This is a genomic window from Lichenicola sp. (genome assembly GCF_965198575.1).
GTDB lineage: Bacteria > Pseudomonadota > Alphaproteobacteria > Acetobacterales > Acetobacteraceae > Lichenicola.
In genome coordinates this window covers 936,429-952,279 of sequence record NZ_OZ240671.1, presented here as the reverse complement: position 1 = coordinate 952,279, position 15,851 = coordinate 936,429, and the positions used below count along the sequence as shown (strand labels likewise).

At 68.9% G+C, this 15,851-nt stretch carries 21 protein-coding genes; 10 read left to right on the top strand and 11 right to left on the bottom strand.

What is annotated here, in order from left to right; genetic code table 11:
- The first annotated feature begins 48 nt into the window (after positions 1-48).
- Together ACOEQ2_RS04530 and ACOEQ2_RS04525 are read left to right on the top strand one after the other, a co-directional pair.
- Positions 49-972 (top strand): manganese catalase family protein, encoded by a 924-nt coding sequence (locus ACOEQ2_RS04530; RefSeq protein WP_419730195.1) that lies wholly within the window; start codon positions 49-51, stop codon positions 970-972.
- Positions 973-1,057: 85 nt separating this feature from the next.
- The gene (locus ACOEQ2_RS04525; protein WP_419730194.1) at positions 1,058-1,582 is read left to right on the top strand and encodes a ferritin-like domain-containing protein; all 525 of its coding nucleotides are present in this window, start codon (positions 1,058-1,060) and stop codon (positions 1,580-1,582) included.
- Positions 1,583-2,501: 919 nt separating this feature from the next.
- Here the strand turns inward: ACOEQ2_RS04525 and ACOEQ2_RS04520 are convergent.
- On the bottom strand, positions 2,502-3,164 hold the full coding sequence (locus tag ACOEQ2_RS04520; protein ID WP_419730193.1) for a hypothetical protein: 663 nt from the start codon (positions 3,162-3,164) through the stop codon (positions 2,502-2,504).
- 56 nt (positions 3,165-3,220) lie between these two features.
- Positions 3,221-3,559, bottom strand: coding sequence for a TIGR02300 family protein (locus ACOEQ2_RS04515; protein ID WP_419730192.1), 339 nt, complete (start codon positions 3,557-3,559; stop codon positions 3,221-3,223).
- A gap of 124 nt (positions 3,560-3,683) precedes the next feature.
- On the opposite strand from ACOEQ2_RS04515, the gene aroA reads away from it, so the two are divergent.
- The 5 genes from aroA (at position 3,684) to ACOEQ2_RS04490 (ending at position 8,493) form a co-directional block, all read left to right on the top strand.
- Positions 3,684-5,060 (top strand): 3-phosphoshikimate 1-carboxyvinyltransferase, encoded by a 1,377-nt coding sequence (gene aroA, locus ACOEQ2_RS04510; protein ID WP_419730191.1) that lies wholly within the window; start codon positions 3,684-3,686, stop codon positions 5,058-5,060.
- A complete protein-coding gene (locus ACOEQ2_RS04505; protein ID WP_419730190.1) occupies positions 5,057-5,719 on the top strand; it encodes a (d)CMP kinase in 663 nt (220 codons plus the stop codon). The genes aroA and ACOEQ2_RS04505 overlap by 4 nt, the downstream gene beginning before the upstream one ends.
- Positions 5,720-5,963: 244 nt before the next feature.
- Positions 5,964-7,691 (top strand): 30S ribosomal protein S1, encoded by a 1,728-nt coding sequence (rpsA, locus tag ACOEQ2_RS04500; protein ID WP_419730189.1) that lies wholly within the window; start codon positions 5,964-5,966, stop codon positions 7,689-7,691.
- Positions 7,692-7,790: 99 nt separating this feature from the next.
- A complete protein-coding gene (locus ACOEQ2_RS04495) occupies positions 7,791-7,928 on the top strand; it encodes a hypothetical protein (RefSeq protein WP_419730188.1) in 138 nt (45 codons plus the stop codon).
- 46 nt (positions 7,929-7,974) lie between these two features.
- Positions 7,975-8,493 carry a hypothetical protein gene (locus ACOEQ2_RS04490; protein WP_419730187.1) on the top strand — a complete coding sequence of 173 codons (519 nt, stop codon included), beginning with the start codon at positions 7,975-7,977 and terminating at the stop codon, positions 8,491-8,493.
- Between the two features lie 12 nt (positions 8,494-8,505).
- Here ACOEQ2_RS04490 and ACOEQ2_RS04485 read toward each other — a convergent pair whose 3' ends face one another.
- Genes ACOEQ2_RS04485 through ccmC form a run of 8 tightly spaced genes read right to left on the bottom strand, consistent with a single transcriptional unit; the run spans position 8,506 to position 14,033 of the window.
- Positions 8,506-8,685 (bottom strand): DUF1674 domain-containing protein, encoded by a 180-nt coding sequence (locus tag ACOEQ2_RS04485; RefSeq protein WP_419730186.1) that lies wholly within the window; start codon positions 8,683-8,685, stop codon positions 8,506-8,508.
- Positions 8,686-8,728: 43 nt separating this feature from the next.
- The gene (gene ccmI / locus ACOEQ2_RS04480) at positions 8,729-9,493 is read right to left on the bottom strand and encodes a c-type cytochrome biogenesis protein CcmI (RefSeq protein WP_419730185.1); all 765 of its coding nucleotides are present in this window, start codon (positions 9,491-9,493) and stop codon (positions 8,729-8,731) included.
- Between the two features lie 30 nt (positions 9,494-9,523).
- Positions 9,524-10,006 (bottom strand): cytochrome c-type biogenesis protein, encoded by a 483-nt coding sequence (locus ACOEQ2_RS04475; protein ID WP_419730184.1) that lies wholly within the window; start codon positions 10,004-10,006, stop codon positions 9,524-9,526.
- Positions 10,003-10,536 (bottom strand): redoxin domain-containing protein, encoded by a 534-nt coding sequence (locus ACOEQ2_RS04470; protein ID WP_419731134.1) that lies wholly within the window; start codon positions 10,534-10,536, stop codon positions 10,003-10,005. Before ACOEQ2_RS04470 ends, ACOEQ2_RS04475 begins: the two co-directional genes overlap by 4 nt.
- 41 nt (positions 10,537-10,577) lie before the next feature.
- The gene (locus tag ACOEQ2_RS04465; RefSeq protein ID WP_419730183.1) at positions 10,578-12,602 is read right to left on the bottom strand and encodes a heme lyase CcmF/NrfE family subunit; all 2,025 of its coding nucleotides are present in this window, start codon (positions 12,600-12,602) and stop codon (positions 10,578-10,580) included.
- Positions 12,602-13,114: a cytochrome c maturation protein CcmE gene (gene ccmE / locus ACOEQ2_RS04460; RefSeq protein WP_419730182.1), complete on the bottom strand. Its 513-nt coding sequence runs from the start codon at positions 13,112-13,114 to the stop codon at positions 12,602-12,604. Before ccmE ends, ACOEQ2_RS04465 begins: the two co-directional genes overlap by 1 nt.
- Positions 13,111-13,260 carry a heme exporter protein CcmD gene (gene ccmD, locus ACOEQ2_RS04455; protein WP_419730181.1) on the bottom strand — a complete coding sequence of 50 codons (150 nt, stop codon included), beginning with the start codon at positions 13,258-13,260 and terminating at the stop codon, positions 13,111-13,113. The genes ccmE and ccmD overlap by 4 nt, the downstream gene beginning before the upstream one ends.
- On the bottom strand, positions 13,257-14,033 hold the full coding sequence (gene ccmC / locus ACOEQ2_RS04450; RefSeq protein WP_419731133.1) for a heme ABC transporter permease CcmC: 777 nt from the start codon (positions 14,031-14,033) through the stop codon (positions 13,257-13,259). The genes ccmD and ccmC overlap by 4 nt, the downstream gene beginning before the upstream one ends.
- A gap of 147 nt (positions 14,034-14,180) precedes the next feature.
- Here ccmC and ACOEQ2_RS04445 point away from each other — a divergent pair, with 147 nt between their 5' ends.
- Together ACOEQ2_RS04445 and ACOEQ2_RS04440 are read left to right on the top strand one after the other, a co-directional pair.
- A complete protein-coding gene (locus ACOEQ2_RS04445) occupies positions 14,181-14,474 on the top strand; it encodes a YciI family protein (RefSeq protein ID WP_419730180.1) in 294 nt (97 codons plus the stop codon).
- A 7-nt stretch (positions 14,475-14,481) separates the two neighbouring features.
- Positions 14,482-14,895 carry an EVE domain-containing protein gene (locus tag ACOEQ2_RS04440; protein ID WP_419730179.1) on the top strand — a complete coding sequence of 138 codons (414 nt, stop codon included), beginning with the start codon at positions 14,482-14,484 and terminating at the stop codon, positions 14,893-14,895.
- Positions 14,896-14,900: 5 nt separating this feature from the next.
- Here ACOEQ2_RS04440 and ACOEQ2_RS04435 read toward each other — a convergent pair whose 3' ends face one another.
- Entirely contained in the window at positions 14,901-15,266 is a 366-nt protein-coding gene (locus ACOEQ2_RS04435; RefSeq protein ID WP_419730178.1) for a hypothetical protein, read from the bottom strand.
- Between the two features lie 202 nt (positions 15,267-15,468).
- Between ACOEQ2_RS04435 and ACOEQ2_RS04430 the strand changes: the two genes are divergently transcribed.
- Positions 15,469-15,819: a helix-turn-helix domain-containing protein gene (locus ACOEQ2_RS04430; protein WP_419730177.1), complete on the top strand. Its 351-nt coding sequence runs from the start codon at positions 15,469-15,471 to the stop codon at positions 15,817-15,819.
- Positions 15,820-15,851: the final 32 nt, after the last annotated feature.

The following is a 15,851-nucleotide window of genomic DNA, read 5'->3' as shown; positions in this document are numbered from 1 at the left end:
ACTATTCTCAGATGACGCCGTTCGGCCTTCACAACCGGAGTTCACGCGATGTTCCTACGTATCGACAAGCTACAGGCAGAGATCCCGGCTCCGAAGCGCAAGGATCCGAACGCAGCGGCGGCGCTTCAGGAACTGCTCGGCGGCAAGTACGGCGAGATGTCGACGCTCGGCAACTACATGTTCCAGAGCTTCAACTTCCGCAGCAAGGAGAAGCTGCGGCCGTTCTACAACCTGGTCGCCAGCATCACCGCCGAGGAGCTTGGCCATGTCGAGCTGGTCGCCAACGGCGTGGCGATGCTGAATAACGGCCCGGACAACGACGGCGACGAGACCGATGGCGGCGATATTTCCGGCGCCCCGTTCGAGGACATGAAGGACATCCGCCTCGCGGCAGCCTTCCTGTCGGGCGGCGGCGGCGCGGCCCCGATCAACAGCAACGGCGCCTCCTGGAACAACGACTTCGTCACCAGCACCGGCAACGTCGTCGTCGACCTGTTGCACAACTTCCACCTCGAGTGTGGCGCCCGCCTGCATAAGCTGCGGGTGTACGAGACGCAGACCGACCCGACCGGACGCGCCGTTTGCGGCTACCTGCTGGTGCGCGGATCGGTGCATGCGCATGCCTATGCGCTGGCGCTGAAGCAGATCACCGGCGTCGCGATCGAGAAGTTCCTGCCGACGCCGAACATCAACCTCGACCGGATCCCCGAGTGCCAGCCGTACCTGGCCGAGGGCTCGCACCGTCGCCTCTATACGTTCAGCCCGAACGACTACAAGGAGATGTCGGGCATCTGGGGCAACGGCGAGAAGGCACTGCCGGGCGACCCGCCGGGCGACCTGATCGTGGTCGACGGCGCTCCGGAAGGCGGCAAGATCCACCAGCTGACCGGCGTTCCGTCCGCGTTCACGCCCGATTATGCGCCTGAGGAAATGTTCGAGATCGCCTCGAAGCTCTACAAGGCCTCGCGCTAATTGCCTGCGCCGCCGGTCCCGGGAAACCCGGCCGGCGGCTCTTCTTAAACCACCGCATCATTCACTCACGAAAGGACCCTGCACCATGGATGGCGACGCGCACGGCGACCCGGTACACGAGCTTTATCATGTCGGGTTGCGCAACCAGCACGCCCTGGAGATGACCGCGATCGAGCTGTGCCGGCGGCAGGTCGAGCGGCTCGAGCACTACCCGGAAATGAAGGCGCGGCTGCAGCAGCATGGCGTCGAGAGCGAGCAACAGGCGGCACGCCTGCAGGCGATTCTCGATCGGCATGACTCCAGCGCGTCGTCGCTGAAGAACACGGTCACCGGTGCCATGGGCAACATCGCCGCTGCCCTGCACGTGCCGGCCGACGACGAGATCCTGAAGAACACGTTCGCGAACTATGCATTCGAACACTTCGAGATTGCTGCCTATACGAGCCTGATCGCGATGGCAGAGGCCGTCGGCGATACCGCCTCGATCGCCCCGCTGCAGCAGTCGCTGGCAGAGGAAAAGGCGATGGGCGAGTTCATCCAGGCGCAGACGATCCCGACGACCGCTCGCTTCATCGAACTGACGCGCGCCGGGACCAAAGCCGGCGTCTGACGGACGAACCGACCGGGGAGGGCGTCAAGGCCTTCCCCGTGTTCGCCATGCGAAGTCTGTAACCTGTGTCCCGCCCGCTGCTAGACCTGCGGCTAGACCGATCGAGCCCCCCGACTGCACCGGATCTGGATGCAAGGAGACTTGAGACGGACGTGCGGATCAGGTCGTTGCAGTTGGAAGCAGCGGATTGTCCATCTCGTCACTTGCGTCCGCCTGCTCCATCGCGCGACCGCAAGTGCCGACCCCGTCGGGCTGGGCCACCTACTTCAACACCTCCCACGACCCTGGCGTGTCTCATCCGCCGGCGCTTTTGCGCGCGTAGGGTAAGTCCCAGGCGGGTGACGGCCAGAGGTTCGTCGCCTCCGACTGCGCCACGGTGGCGTTGTTCTGACGGTCCGGAAAGCCTGGCCAGGATGTTGGGGGACGGGGAGGTGCGTACTCCCGCCGGATTGGGAGGCTTGGTGAGCCGCAAGGCGCAGCAATCCGGCTAAGCGGTTCGCTCCGGCGTAACCGGGACTACGATGTCTCATCCGAAGACCATCCGCCGCGGCGATGATCTGCGGCTACTGGATGTCGAATATCAGGCGGCCCGGAAGTTGCGATACGAGTCCATCTCCGATCACTTGTCGCCTGCTGTAGTCCGCAAGGCCGCACAAGCGTTGAACGGTCCTGTTCCAGACTTACCCGACACACCCACCGCTCCCCTCCAGGCGCGCGGCATTATCGACTCAGGCTGGGTAGATCGTGTCGTAGTGGCGGAGAACGTATTCCGCAGCGTTAACGACACCGAAACGATCGAGGCCGATGCTGCCGGTGCGCATCCCCGTCTCCTTCGCTCCATCGTCGCGGCATGGGTTCGGCGAGCCTGGGCGCGCCTGGAAGCTTATTGCCGGGTCAGTTCTGCGACCCGCTTCACGCCTCAGGCGGGCGGAGGTGCCGCGAACTCGAGCAGCCCGCGCTGGTAGGTCTCGATCACCAGGCTGAACGGTTCGCCATCGGCGCGTCGCAGCAGCGCGCGGTTCTCGATCAGCGCGTCGGGGATCGCGAGTGGCGTCGCCTGAGAAGGCGCGGGACCTGCAACGGTGACCCAGTCTGCAGGCAGCGGCGACCACAGCAGATGGCTCGACAGGGTCGTTCGCGTGAAGCCGAGGGCCATCACCACGCGGCCGAACGGGATTTCGGTCGCATCGAGCTGGTGGTTCATCTCTGGCGTGAGTCGCCCGGGCACGTACCAGTTGTCTGCTTCCGACAGCAGGTGACCACCACAGGTCAGGCGGACGTGCCGGTAGCCGACGGGTTCGTCCTGCCCGATCGCCAGCAGCACCCGGTCCGATGCAGCGAGCGGACGATGGATCGACCGGTCGCGCTCGGCGACGACATGCGCTTCCGGCCCTGCAATCCGATGCGCGGCGCACCAGTGCTCGAGGGTGAGGGTGGCGCTGTTCTCGGTCAGCAGCGCGCCTCGCAGCTCCTCCAGCAGCGCCAGCGCAGCCAGCCGGTGGAAGCGGTCGTCGGTCCAGCCCGAAGCGGTGCCGGTGTCAGCGGCAGCCGCCACACCTGCACCGGCCGGGATCACCAGCACCAGCAGCCCGGCCGCCGCCGTGCCGACACAGGGTCCGGCCCGGTGGCGGCGTCGCCTCAGCGCTCGTTCTCGTCGTTGTCCGGCTCGACCTCGATGTCGGTGCCGATGACGTCCGCGTCGTCGTCGAGATCGTCGGTATCCTCCGCCACCTCGTCGGCCTCCGCCTCGTCCTCGGCGGGCTCGGCCTCGGTATCGGCATCCTCGGCGTCGGGTGCGACCTTCTTCGGACGGCGATCGTCAGGCGGCAGGTTGCCACCACCGCGGCGCGGCTTCGGCTGGTCGAGTGGCTGCTGGGTGCCGCATTTCGGGCAGACGGCGGGCACCTTGGTCAGATCGTAGAAGCGTGTGCCGCACGAGACGCAGACGCGCTTGGTGCCGAGTTCTGGCTTGGCCATAGTGACCCTGTGTTTTGAGGACGATGCGTCGCAGGGCGGGGCCCATGCCACCTCACGGCAATGCTGTCAAACACGTGTCGTCCCGGTTGACTCGGGGCTGGTCGCATAGCCAAGGGGTGGAACCATGCCCGATACGCCCCCGACGCCGCTCCATCCCGCCTCGCTTGCGCGCCCGCTCGTCGTCCGCCGGGCGACTGCGGCGCTGCGGGGCTCGATCCGGGTTCCGGGCGACAAGTCGATCAGCCACCGGGCGCTGATGTTCGCCGGCCTCGCTGTGGGCGACACCCGTATCACCGGCCTGCTCGAGGGCGAGGACGTGCTGCGCACCGCGGCGGCGATGCGTGCGCTGGGGGCCGAAATCGTCCGGCAGGCGGATGACAGCTGGCATGTCACCGGGCGCGGCATCGGCCGCCTGCTCGAGCCGGACGACGTGCTCGACATGGGCAACTCCGGCACTGCCGCGCGGCTGCTGACCGGGCTGCTGGCTAGCCACCCGATCGTGTCGGTGATGACCGGCGATGCCAGCCTGCGTCGGCGGCCGATGCGCCGCGTGATCGATCCGCTCGGGCTCACGGGTGCGGTGTTCACCAGTCGCGCCGGGGGGCGGTTGCCGCTCTGCATCGCCGGATGCGCCGAACCGCGGGCGATCTCGTATCGCCTGCCGGTGGCGTCGGCGCAGGTGAAGTCGGCGATCCTGCTGGCGGGCCTGAACGCTGCCGGCGAGACTGTGGTCGAGGAGCCGGTGCCGACCCGCGACCACAGCGAGAACATGCTGCGCCATTTCGGCGCCGAGGTCAGCGTCGAGGCCGATGGCAGCGGCCGGGTGATCCGGCTGCGAGGCCGTCCGACGCTGCAGGGCCGCGACGTGTTGGTGCCGTCGGATCCGTCCTCGGCGGCGTTCCCGATGGTGGCGGCACTGCTGGTGTCGGGCTCGTCGATCGTGATCGAGGCGGTCGGGCTCAACCCGCTGCGCACCGGGCTGATCGCCACCCTGATCGAGATGGGCGCCGACATCGTGGTGCGGAACCGCCGCGTCGAGGGTGGCGAGCCGGTCGGCGACCTGGTGGTGAATGCGGGTCCGCTGCGCGGCGTCGACGTCCCGGCCGATCGGGCGCCCAGCATGATCGACGAGTATCCGGTGCTTGCGGTGGCCGCCGCCTTCGCCACCGGCACCACCCGGCTGCGCGGCCTGGATGAGCTGCGCGTCAAGGAGAGCGACCGGCTCGCATCCACGGTGGCGCTGCTCGCCGGCAACGGTGTGCAGGTGACGGTCGAGGGCGACGACATGATCGTCATCGGCGGCGGTCCGGACGCGCGCATCGGTGGCGGGCGGGTCGAGACCCGCATGGACCACAGGCTGGCGATGAGCGCCGTCGTGCTCGGATTGGCCGCGAGCGAGCCGGTTCTCGTGGACGACACAGGCTTCATCGAGACGAGCTTCCCCGGGTTCGTGGCGCTGATGAACCGCATCGGTGCCGGCATCGCGGAGCAGGTTGCGTGACCACGAAGCTGATCGTCGCCGTCGATGGTCCGGCAGCCGCCGGCAAGGGCACGCTGGCGCGTGCGCTGGCCGACGCGCTCGGGCTGCCCTATCTCGATACCGGCCTGCTCTACCGGGCGGTCGGGCGGCGGATGCTGGATGCCGGCCTCGATCCCGCCGGCGATGCGGGTCCGATTGCACAGGCGCTGCAGCCGGCAGACCTCCGGCGTGATGACCTGCGCGTGCCGGACGTGGACCGCGCGGCCAGCCTGGTGGCCGCCCAGCCTGCGGTCAGGGCGGCGCTGCTGGCGTTCCAGCGCGGCTTCGGCGCGGAACAGGGCGCGGTGCTGGACGGGCGTGACATCGGCACGGTGATCTTTCCGGACGCCCCGGTGAAGCTGTTCGTCACCGCCTCGACCCGTGCGCGGGCGGAACGACGCTGGCGCCAGCTCGACGGTGCTGCGGCCACCCCGGCTGAGCAGGAGGCGGCGATCGCTGCCGTGCAGGCCGAACTGGAGGCGCGAGACGCTGCCGACGCGGCCCGCCAGGCGGCACCGCTCCGGGCGGCACCTGACGCGATCCATATCGACAGCGACCGGCTCGATGCGCAGGCCGTTCTACAGGAGGCGTTGCGGATCGTCCGGCAGCGATTCCCCGCACCCGGCACCGGCGCGGGCTGACACAACACACTGCAGCCAGGCACCGCATTTTCTTGACTTTGCCCCATCTCCGGGTGTTTCTGCACGCCGCAGGCAATGCCCTTTGGGTCGGGCCCGCTCTGTCATAGCCGGTCCGTCACGGCGCAGACGCATCCCGCCTCTCGCGCTCCGGACACGACGTGCTGCCACCGATTTCAGGGGCAGGGCGCAAGACCGTCAACGGGGCCCACTCGGCGCCGCTCTCGACGCAGGAAATTTCTGCCACATGGCATCAGCCACCACACTCGCCCGTCCGTCCGCCGATCATTTCGGCGGCGAAGATTTCGCATCCCTCCTCGACGAGACCCTCGGCCGCGACGTCGGCTTCGACGGCTCGGTGGTCACCGGCACGGTGATCCGCCTGACCGAGGAATTCGCGATCGTCGATGTCGGCCTCAAGAGCGAAGGCCGCGTCTCGCTGAAGGAGTTCGGCATCCCCGGGCAGGACCACGAGGTCAAGCCGGGCGACGTCATCGAGCTCTATGTCGAGCGCTACGAGGACCGTGACGGCGCGATCGTGCTGTCGCGCGAGAAGGCCCGCCGCGAGGAAGCCTGGACCAACCTGGAAAAGGCGTTCGAGGGCCAGCAGCGCGTCAACGGCACCATCTATGGCCGGGTCAAGGGCGGCTTCACGGTCGATCTCGGCGGCGCCATGGCGTTCCTGCCGGGCTCCCAGGTCGATATCCGCCCGGTGCGCGACGTCGGACCGCTGATGGGCAGCCCGCAGCCGTTCCAGATCCTCAAGATGGACCGCGCCCGCGGCAACATCGTGGTGTCGCGTCGCGCGGTGCTCGAGGAGACCCGTGCGGAGCAGCGCAGCGAGCTGATCCAGGGCCTCAAGGAGGGCATGATCCTCGACGGCGTGGTCAAGAACATCACCGATTACGGTGCGTTCGTGGATCTCGGCGGCGTCGACGGCCTGCTGCACGTCACCGACATCGCCTGGAAGCGCATCAACCACCCGTCCGAGGCGCTGCAGATCGGCCAGGCCGTCCGCGTGCAGGTGATCCGCTTCAACTCCGACACCCAGCGCATCAGCCTCGGCATGAAGCAGCTCGAGGCCGATCCTTGGGAGGGTGTGGCCGTCAAGTATCCGCCGGGTGCCCGCTATAGCGGCCGCGTGACCAACATCACCGACTACGGCGCCTTCGTGGAGCTGGAAGCCGGCGTCGAGGGTCTCGTGCACGTGTCCGAGATGAGCTGGACGAAAAAGAACGTCCATCCGGGCAAGATCGTCGCCACGTCGCAGGAAGTCGACGTCATGGTGCTCGACGTGGACAGCTCCAAGCGCCGCATCTCGCTCGGCCTCAAGCAGGTCCAGCGCAATCCGTGGGAAGTGTTCGCCGAGGAGCACAAGGTCGGCACCACGGTCGAGGGCGAGATCCGCAACATCACCGAGTTCGGCCTGTTCATCGGCCTGTCCGCGGACATCGACGGCATGGTCCACATGTCCGACCTGTCCTGGGACGAAGCCGGCGAGGCGGCGATGGCCAACTTCGAGAAGGGCCAGGTCATCCAGGCCAAGGTGCTGGACGTCGACGTCGAGAAGGAGCGCATCTCGCTCGGCATCAAGCAGCTGCATGACGATCCGGCCGCCGACACGCTCAGCCGCGTGAACAAGGGCATGGTCGTCACCTGCGTGGTGACCGCGGTGCAGGCGAACGGCATCGAGGTGAAGGTCGACGAGGTCCTCACCGGCTTCATCCGCCGCGCCGAGCTGGCCCGCGACAAGGGCGACCAGCGTCCGGAGCGCTTTGCCGTCGGCGAGAAGGTCGATGCCAAGGTGGTGTCGGTCGATCGCGCGTCGCGCAAGCTGTCGCTGACCATCAAGGGCCGCGAGGTCGAAGAGGACAAGCAGGCGATCAACGAGTACGGCTCGTCCGATAGCGGCGCGTCGCTTGGCGACATCCTGAGTGCCGCGATCCGTCGTCGCAGCGCCCAGCTGCCGGAGTAAGCACCGAGCCTTCGTCGGTGAGGAGCGGGGCGGCACCAGCGATGGTGCCGCCCTTCTCGTATCTTCATCGCATCAGGTTTAGTTCAACGTGCGGCTCTGGTGGCCGAGCTGCCGATGCTGCACCGCGACCTGTTCGACCGCCTGCCGGTGGAACAGGCGATCGACGAAACGGTGCGCCCGGTCACCGCCGACCCGCTGCTGCAGCCCTATCCCGAGCTGGTCACGCTGGTCGCCTGAACCAGACGGCTTGACCCCGCCCTGCAACTGCCGGAAGTACCCTTCCATGAGCTTGGCCGACAAGGTGAACCAGTTTGATGGCTGGCTGCTGGACCGCGTGTTCCAGCCGGTCGTCGATCGCCTGCCGGAGCGGCCGTCCGGCTTCGATATCGGCATGAGCATGCAGCTCGGCGCGGTGGTGCTGGATGCCGCCTCGCTGGTGGCGATGCTGGCGACCGGACAGATGGGCTTCGGCAACGCCAGCTGGAACGTGCTGACCTGGCTCTTCGCGGCGTTCTTCTATGTCTCGATCCAGCGCATGCGGCCGCTGGTGAAGCCCGGCCACGCCAACCCGCTGCGCTTCATGCTGCAGGGCCTGCGGCCGCTCTCGATCCCGTTCGCGATCTACAGCCTGTGGATCATGATGCGGGCTCCGCCCATGCTCGAGATGGCGTTCCGCTTCAACGCGCTCGCCAACATCGTCTATGTGGTCGGGCTGTATTTCATCTCCTGCCAGCCGAAGCCGCCGGCATTCCGGCGCACCGTCGTCGATTGGACGCCGCGCGAGGCCCGCGGCAAGGCCTGACCGCGCGGGCGGTCAGAAATCGATGCAGCGACCCTTGACCGTCCAGTCGCCATAGCGGGTCGGCTCGGCCTCCTTGGGTCCGCCGATTTCGGTCGGGGCAGGCTTCGGTGGCGCCGCATTATCGGCCGCCCGGTCTTCGGGCCGGGCGTCGGAAGCGGCGGGATCCGGTGCGTGATCGGGGAGCGTGTCCATGGCATCCAGATAGGGGTGCCGGGCGGGACGTGCCAGGGCCGGGCTACTGATGTTCCGACTGTGCGAGGCGCTGTTCGGCCAGCTGTCGCCAGGGAACGTCGGCTGGCGCAGTATCGAGCGCGCGCCGGAACAGGGCGGCGGATGCGGGGCTGACCCTGCCGTCGGCACGGGCCTGAGCTTCGGCGGTCTGCACCGCGATCGTGGAGTCGAAGCCATGCGCGAGCGCCACCCGCCATGCTGCCGCAGCCGCACCCCAGTTGCCGCGCGAGGCCTCCGCCTGACCCAGCAGGATGAACCCCTGGCGGGCCTCGGGTGACGCCGGATCGAGCTTGGCCAGACCCTGCCGCAGCGTGTCGATCAGCGCCGCGTCCTCCTGCGACCGGGCATCGGCCTGCGCCAACCGGACGGCCAGCGGTTGCGCCGGCAATCCGGGCTGCCCGCCGAGCAGATACAGGCCGAGTGCCACCACGGGGATGGCTGCCAGCGCGAACACCCCGCCTCTGCCTGGCCGCGCCCGCGGCGTCGAGGTGGCCGGCTCGTCCGGCAGTGCTGCCGCACGCAACAGCCGCCGCTCCAGCTCGAGCCGGGCGCCGGCATGTTCGGAGGGTGCGATCAGGCCGCCGGCGCGATCGCGCTCCAGCTCCAGCAGCTGCGCCCGATGCAGCGCCAGCGCCGGCTCGCGCTGCGTGCGGGTACGCCGGCGCGCCGACGCTTCAACGGAATGCGGCCAGGCGGCATACCCGGCCGGCACCAGCACCACCAGGCAGAGCAGCAGGATCTCGATCCAGAGCACGATCTGGCCGCTCATCGTGACAGGCGGATCATGGTCGGAGGCCGATCATCGGATCAACTCGTCGATGCGGGCGCGTTCGGTCGGATCGAGCGGCGCCGGTGGTTGCGGGCGACGGCGCAGGCCGGCCCAAGCGGCCGTCAGACCCACGGCGAGTGCCAGCAGCGGTGTTGCCCACAGCATGAGAGTGGCCGCGGTCAGACGTGGCTGCAGCCGGATGAAGTCGCCATAGCGCTGCACCATCCAGTCGATGACCTGCTGGTTGCTGCGGCCAGCCGCGACCTGCTCGCGCACGACATGGCGAAGGTCGCGGGCGAGATCGGCGCCACTCGCCTCGATGCTCTCGTTCTGGCAGACCAGGCACCGCAGCTGCGCACCGATCGCCTCGGCGCGCGCTTCCAGGCGCGGGTCGTGCAGCATCTCCGACGGATCGTCCACCGCGAGCGCCAGACCAGGCCCGGCCAGGCCGACGACGAGCAGCAGGCCCGCCAGGCGCGACCTTTTCCCAGGTTGGAGTCCAGGCTTGTTCATCGCAGGCTGGCCAGGGCCGGCAGCAACTGGCCTTCGATGATCTCGGGTGTCAGCGGGCCGGCGACGTGCCAGGCGATGCGGCCACCCGGGCGGATCAGGAAGCTTTCCGGCACACCGGACACCCCCCAGTCGATCGCGGTGAGGCCGCTTCGATCCGCTGCCAGCCTTGCATAGGGGGCCCCGGTGCGGTTGACGAAGCCGGCGGCATTGTCCGGCTGGTCCTTATAGGCGATGCCCCAGATTGGCAGCCGGGTGCGCAAGCCGGACAGGATCGGGGCCTCGATGACGCAGGGGATGCACCATGAGGCGAAGAAGTTGACCAGCAGCGGCTGGGTGGCGGCGCGCAACTCGGCAGACGAGAAGCCGTGGCCGGGCGACTGGTCGGGTAGCGTGAAGTCCGGCACGGTTCGGCCGACGGCCGGCGCGTCGATGTCGTGCGGGTCGAACGAGCCGCCGCGCATGCCGGCCAGCATCGCCCAGAACCCGGCGCCGACCGCGATGCTGCCCACCAGCGGTACCAGCGTGAGCATGCGCCGACGCGGGAACGATCGGGTGTTGGGGGTCGAGACCTTCACTCCGCGGGCACCGTTGCGCGTGTTCTGGCGCGGTGTGGGGCGCCGATGCGGATGCGTCGGTCGCTGAGGGAGAGGGCGCCGCCGAGAGCCATGACCAGGGCGCCGAGCCACATCCAGGGGGCGAGCGGGTTGTAGTGCAGCCGCAGCACGGCGGTGTGGTCGGCGCCGGTGCCGTGTTCCTCGCCCAGCACGGCATACAGGTCGGACACCAGGTTGGTGTGGATCGCGACCTCGGTGGTGGTCTGGCCCTGGCTTGCGAAATCGCGCCGCGCCGGATGCAGCACCGTCACCAGTGCGCCGTCGGGGCGATCGCGGTGCACCAGCAGGGTGGCGATGCGGGCGTGGTAGTTCGGGCCGGCCTGGTCGTCGATGCGGGCCAGCGTCCAGCGGTAGCCGGCGAGCGGCACGCTGTCGCCGGTATGCACCGAGACGATGGCGTGGCTGGCAGCCGACATCCCCGCCAGCCCGATCACCGTGATGCCGGCCCCCGCATGCGCCAGCGCCGCGCCGAACACCGCCCGCGGCAGCATCCGCGCCCGGTGCAGGCTGTCGGCCAGCGACACGCGCCCGCTGGTTCCCGCCGGCCGCACGCGCTGGATCACACCGGCGAGGCTGCCGGCGATCACCCAGACCCCCAGCGCGAACGCCAGCACCGGCAGCGTGCCCCGGAGACCGAAGGCGGCGACCAGTCCGACCGCGCCCGCCAGCAGGGCGGCCCACCACAGGCGTGCGATCACCGGGGCGAGCTGGGCGCGCTTCCAGGGCAGCATCGGGCCGATCGCCATCACCGCCAGCAGCGGCAGCGCCATCGGGGCGGCGGTGGCGTCGAAGAACGGCTTGCCGACGCTGATCGCCTGCCCGAACAGCAGGCTCGCGAACGGCGGATACATCGTGCCGACGAGCACCACCGCGCAGATCGCGCACAGCAGGATGTTGTTCATGACCAGCGCGCCCTCGCGCGACAGCGGCGCGAAGCTGCCGCCGGCGGAGAGGGTGGGCGCGCGGATCGCGAACAGCAGCAGCGCGCCGCCGATCACCAGCCCGAGCAGGCCCAGGATGAACACGCCGCGGGCCGGGTCGTTGGCGAACGCGTGCACCGAGTTGAGGATGCCAGAGCGCACCAGGAAGGTGCCGGACAGCGACAGCGAGAAGGTGCCGATCGCCAGCAGCACGGTCCAGACTTTCAACGCCTCGCGCTTCTCGACGACGATCGCGGAGTGCACCAGGGCGGTGCCGGTCAGCCAGGGCAGCAGCGAGGCGTTCTCGACCGGGTCCCAGAACCAGTAGCCGCCCCAGCCGAGCACGTAGTACGACCACCACGAGCCGAGCGCGATGCCGCAGGTCAGGAAGCACCAGGCGGCCACCGCCCAGGGCCGGACCCAGCGCCCCCAGGCGGCATCGACCCGGCCCTCGAGCAGGGCGGCGACGGCGAAGGCGAACGGCACCGCGAAGCCGACATAGCCGGTGTAGAGAATGGGTGGATGGAAGGCGAGGCCGGGGTCCTGCAGCAGCGGGTTCATGCCGTGGCCGTCGACCGGTGCCGGCCAGACGCGGTCGAACGGGTTCGAGGTGAGCAGGCAGAACAGCTCGAAGCCGGCCGCGGTGCCGCCGAGCACGCCGAGCACGCGCGCCTGCAGGGTGGAGGGCAGGAAGCGGCCGAACCAGGCGACGGCGCCACCGCACAAGCCCAGGATCAGCGACCACAGCAGGATCGAGCCCTCGTGGTTCCCCCAGATGCCGGTGATCTTGTAGAGCAGCGGCTTGGCGATGGCGCTGTTCTCGGCGATGTTCTGCACCGAGAAATCGTTGCCGATGGCGGCCACCGCCAGGCACGTGAAGGACAGCGCCAGGCAGGCCAGCTGCCCGAAGGCGAGACCGGGGCCGGTCGCCATCAGCCGCGGGTGGCGAGCCCAGGCGCCGGCAAGCGGCAGGGCGCATTGGGCGAGGGCCAGGGTGCAGGCCAGGGCCAGCGCGAAGCGGCCGAGTTCGGGGCTCAGCAGCATGCCGAGGACCGGGCTCATCAGGTGCCGTGGGTGATGCTGGCGGTGGTCATGCTGTTCCAGCTGGCGGCGGCGGGGGGTGGTCCGAAGCGCGGGTCCCAGCGGCCGGAGCGGCGCAGGGCGGCGGCGACATCCTTGGGCATGTAGGTCTCGTCGTGCTTGGCCAGCACCTCGGCCGCCTGGAAGCTGCCATCGCCGCTCATCTCGCCGAGTGCCACCACGCTCTGCCCCTCGCGGAACAGGTCGGGCAGGATGCCGACATAGCGCACGCGGACCGCCTGCTGGCCGTCGGTGACCTGGAACTGCACGCTGGGTTCGCGTCCGGCGGCATGGTTCTGGATCAGCGAGCCGGCCACCACCATGCCGCCGAGCCGGATGGTGCGGCCGGCCGCCGGCGGGTGCTCCAGGATCTGCGACGGCGCCATGAAGAACACGATGTTGGCGCTGAACGCCTGCAGGGTGAGGCCGGTCGCGGCGCCGAAGCCCAGCAGGCAGCCCCCGACCAGCCACAGGCGGCGCGACTTGCGGGTCATGGCGTGGAGCCCGGGCGCCGGCGGACATCCACCGCGGCCAGGCGGCGACGGGCGCGACGCAGCCGGAGGGCGGCCGAGACGGACAGCACCGCTGCCACCGCCAGGGTCAGGCCGTAGGCGCCGGCGACGTAGGGCAGGTGGGTCATGCGGCGCGCGCTGCCCGGGAGGGCGCCAGCAGCAGGGTGCGGGTGCGGCTCTCCATCACCGCCGCCCGCAGCCGCGCCAGCACGATGGCGGCGAAGCCCAGGCTGAAGCCGAGGGTGCAGACCAGCAGCGGCCACAGCATGCTCATCGACATGGTGGGCGCGCCGGTCAGGGTGATGCTGTCGGGCTGGTGCAGGGTGTTCCACCATTGCACGCTGAACTTGATGATCGGCAGGTCGACGGCCCCGGCCAGCGCCAGGATTGCGGCGGCCCGGGCACCGCGCCTGGGGTCGTCGAAGGCGCGGACCAGGGCGATGTGGCCGAGATAGAGAAAGAACAGCACCAGCACCGAGGTCAGGCGCGCGTCCCACACCCACCAGGCCCCCCACATCGGCCGGCCCCAGAGCGAGCCCGACGCCAGGCACACGCCGGTGATGCAGGCACCGACGGGCCCGATCTCGGCGGCGGCGAGGTCGGCCAGCGGGTGCTTCCAGACCAGCGACAGCAGCCCGCACACCGCCAGCGCCGCATAGCCGAGCGAGGCCAGCCAGGCGGCCGGCACGTGCACATACATGATGCGCACCGCATCACCCTGCTGCCAGTCGGCCGGCGACAGGAACAACCCCCACGCCAGGCCCGCGGCGGTCAGCAGCAGCGCCGGCCAGGTCAGCACAGGCTGCAGCCACACCCCCACGCGCAGGAACCGCCCCGGATTGGCAAACCGGTGCAACAGCCCGCCAACCGAGGCCGATCCGGATGCAAAAGAGGCGAACATGCTGTTCACGCGTCTGCGTTCCTCAAGCGTGTGCGGGATCGATGACCTTGCATCCCGCACGGCACCCCGTTTCCAAGATCCTGGACATGCTTATCATGTCACGACCACATCATCGACAGTCCGCGTGACGCGCCCCAGGAGCATGACATGCTGTTCGCGATCATCTGCACCGACCGGCCCGACAGCCTGGATACCAGGCTGGCCGCTCGCGAGGCCCACCTGCGCTACCTGACGACCTACGAGGATCGGATCGTGCAGGCGGGACCTTTGCTCGACCTCGACGGCAGGCCGTGCGGCAGCCTGCTGGTGGTCGATGTCGAGGACCGCGCCGCAGCCGAAGGCTTCGCAGCGAGCGATCCATACGCCGGCGTCAACCTGTTCGAGAGCGTGGTGATCCGCGGCCATCGCACGGTCTTCCGTGACGGGGCGGCGGTGGAGTAGCCGGGCGGTGGCCTACTGGCTGATGAAATCGGAGCCGGATGCATTCTCGTGGGACCAGCAGGTCGAGCATGGCATCGAGCCCTGGACCGGCGTGCGCAGCCACCAGGCGCAGGCCAACATGAAGGCGATGCGCAAGGGCGACCGGGTGTTCTTCTATCACTCCAACATCGGCAAGGAGATCGTCGGCGTGATCGAGGTGGTGCGGGAAGCCTACCCCGATCCGACGGCGGACGACGGCAAGTGGATCTGCGTCGACGTGAAGGCGGTCGGACCGATGCCGCGACCGGTCACGCTCGCGGAGATCAAGGCTGATCCGGACTTCGCCACGCTGGCCCTGGTCAGGCAGTCACGCCTGTCCGTGGTGCCGGTGTCCGACGACCACTGGAAGGCGCTATGCCGGCTGGGCGACTGGACCGGATAGCGGCCTCAGGGGGAGCCGTCGGTGCCCTGCGACAGGATCGCGTTCTGGCCGTTGCCGGGCTGGCCAGCGTAGGTGTGGTAGGTGGCGTCCGCGTTGTAGCCCGGCGTCACGGGTGCGTTGATCTGCCCGGACAGGCCGAGGATCTTGAACACTTCGTGATTGTCGGTGCTCCGCGTGGTCTGCTGCGCGTCCACCGGCGGCAGTCCCGGCCCCTTCTGCTCCACGATGGTGCTGTTGCTGGCAGTCGAGTTTGCGGCACTCGGGCGTCCACCCTGGGTCGCTTGCGCGAGGCTGGGCGCGGCGCCTGCCGTTAATCCGAGGGCAAGGATCGCCGCGGAAAGTCCGGCTTTGGCAGTTCTGGACGTCTGCATGGCGTGCTCCTTGTTGCATGTTTGCCATCCGGAACAACGCATGGCGCCACAACCTTACTGAAGTGACATGCTATCACTTGGGTGTGAAGGTCGTCATTGTAGCATCCAGAAGCCGCTAATTCACCCTCTGCGTGTCGATTCGGGCGGTGCGGAGAGGCCTTGTTAACCAGCTGCCGATACCTTCGTTTCCGGGAGGGTCCCGATGGACCATGACGATCAGGCATTGAGCCTCGGGGCGAGGATCCGGACGCTGCGTCGGGCCCGGGGCCTGACACAGGACCGGCTCGCCCGCTCGACCGGCGTGTCGCGGAGTGCCGTGGCGCAGTGGGAGAGCAACCGTGCGGGCCATAGCGCCGGCATGTTGCGGCGCCTGGCTGATGTGCTCGGGGTGTCGGTCAGCACGCTGCATGATGGCTGGGACGGCAGCAGCGGAACCGTGCTCACCGCGCATGAGCTGGCGCTGATCCGGCTCTACCGGAGCTGCACCGAGGAGGACCGGACGGTGCTGATGCATGTCGCCGGCAAGATCGCTTCCTCCACCGGCCCGAAATGACCAGGCGCGACCGCATCTGCTGAGACTGCCCG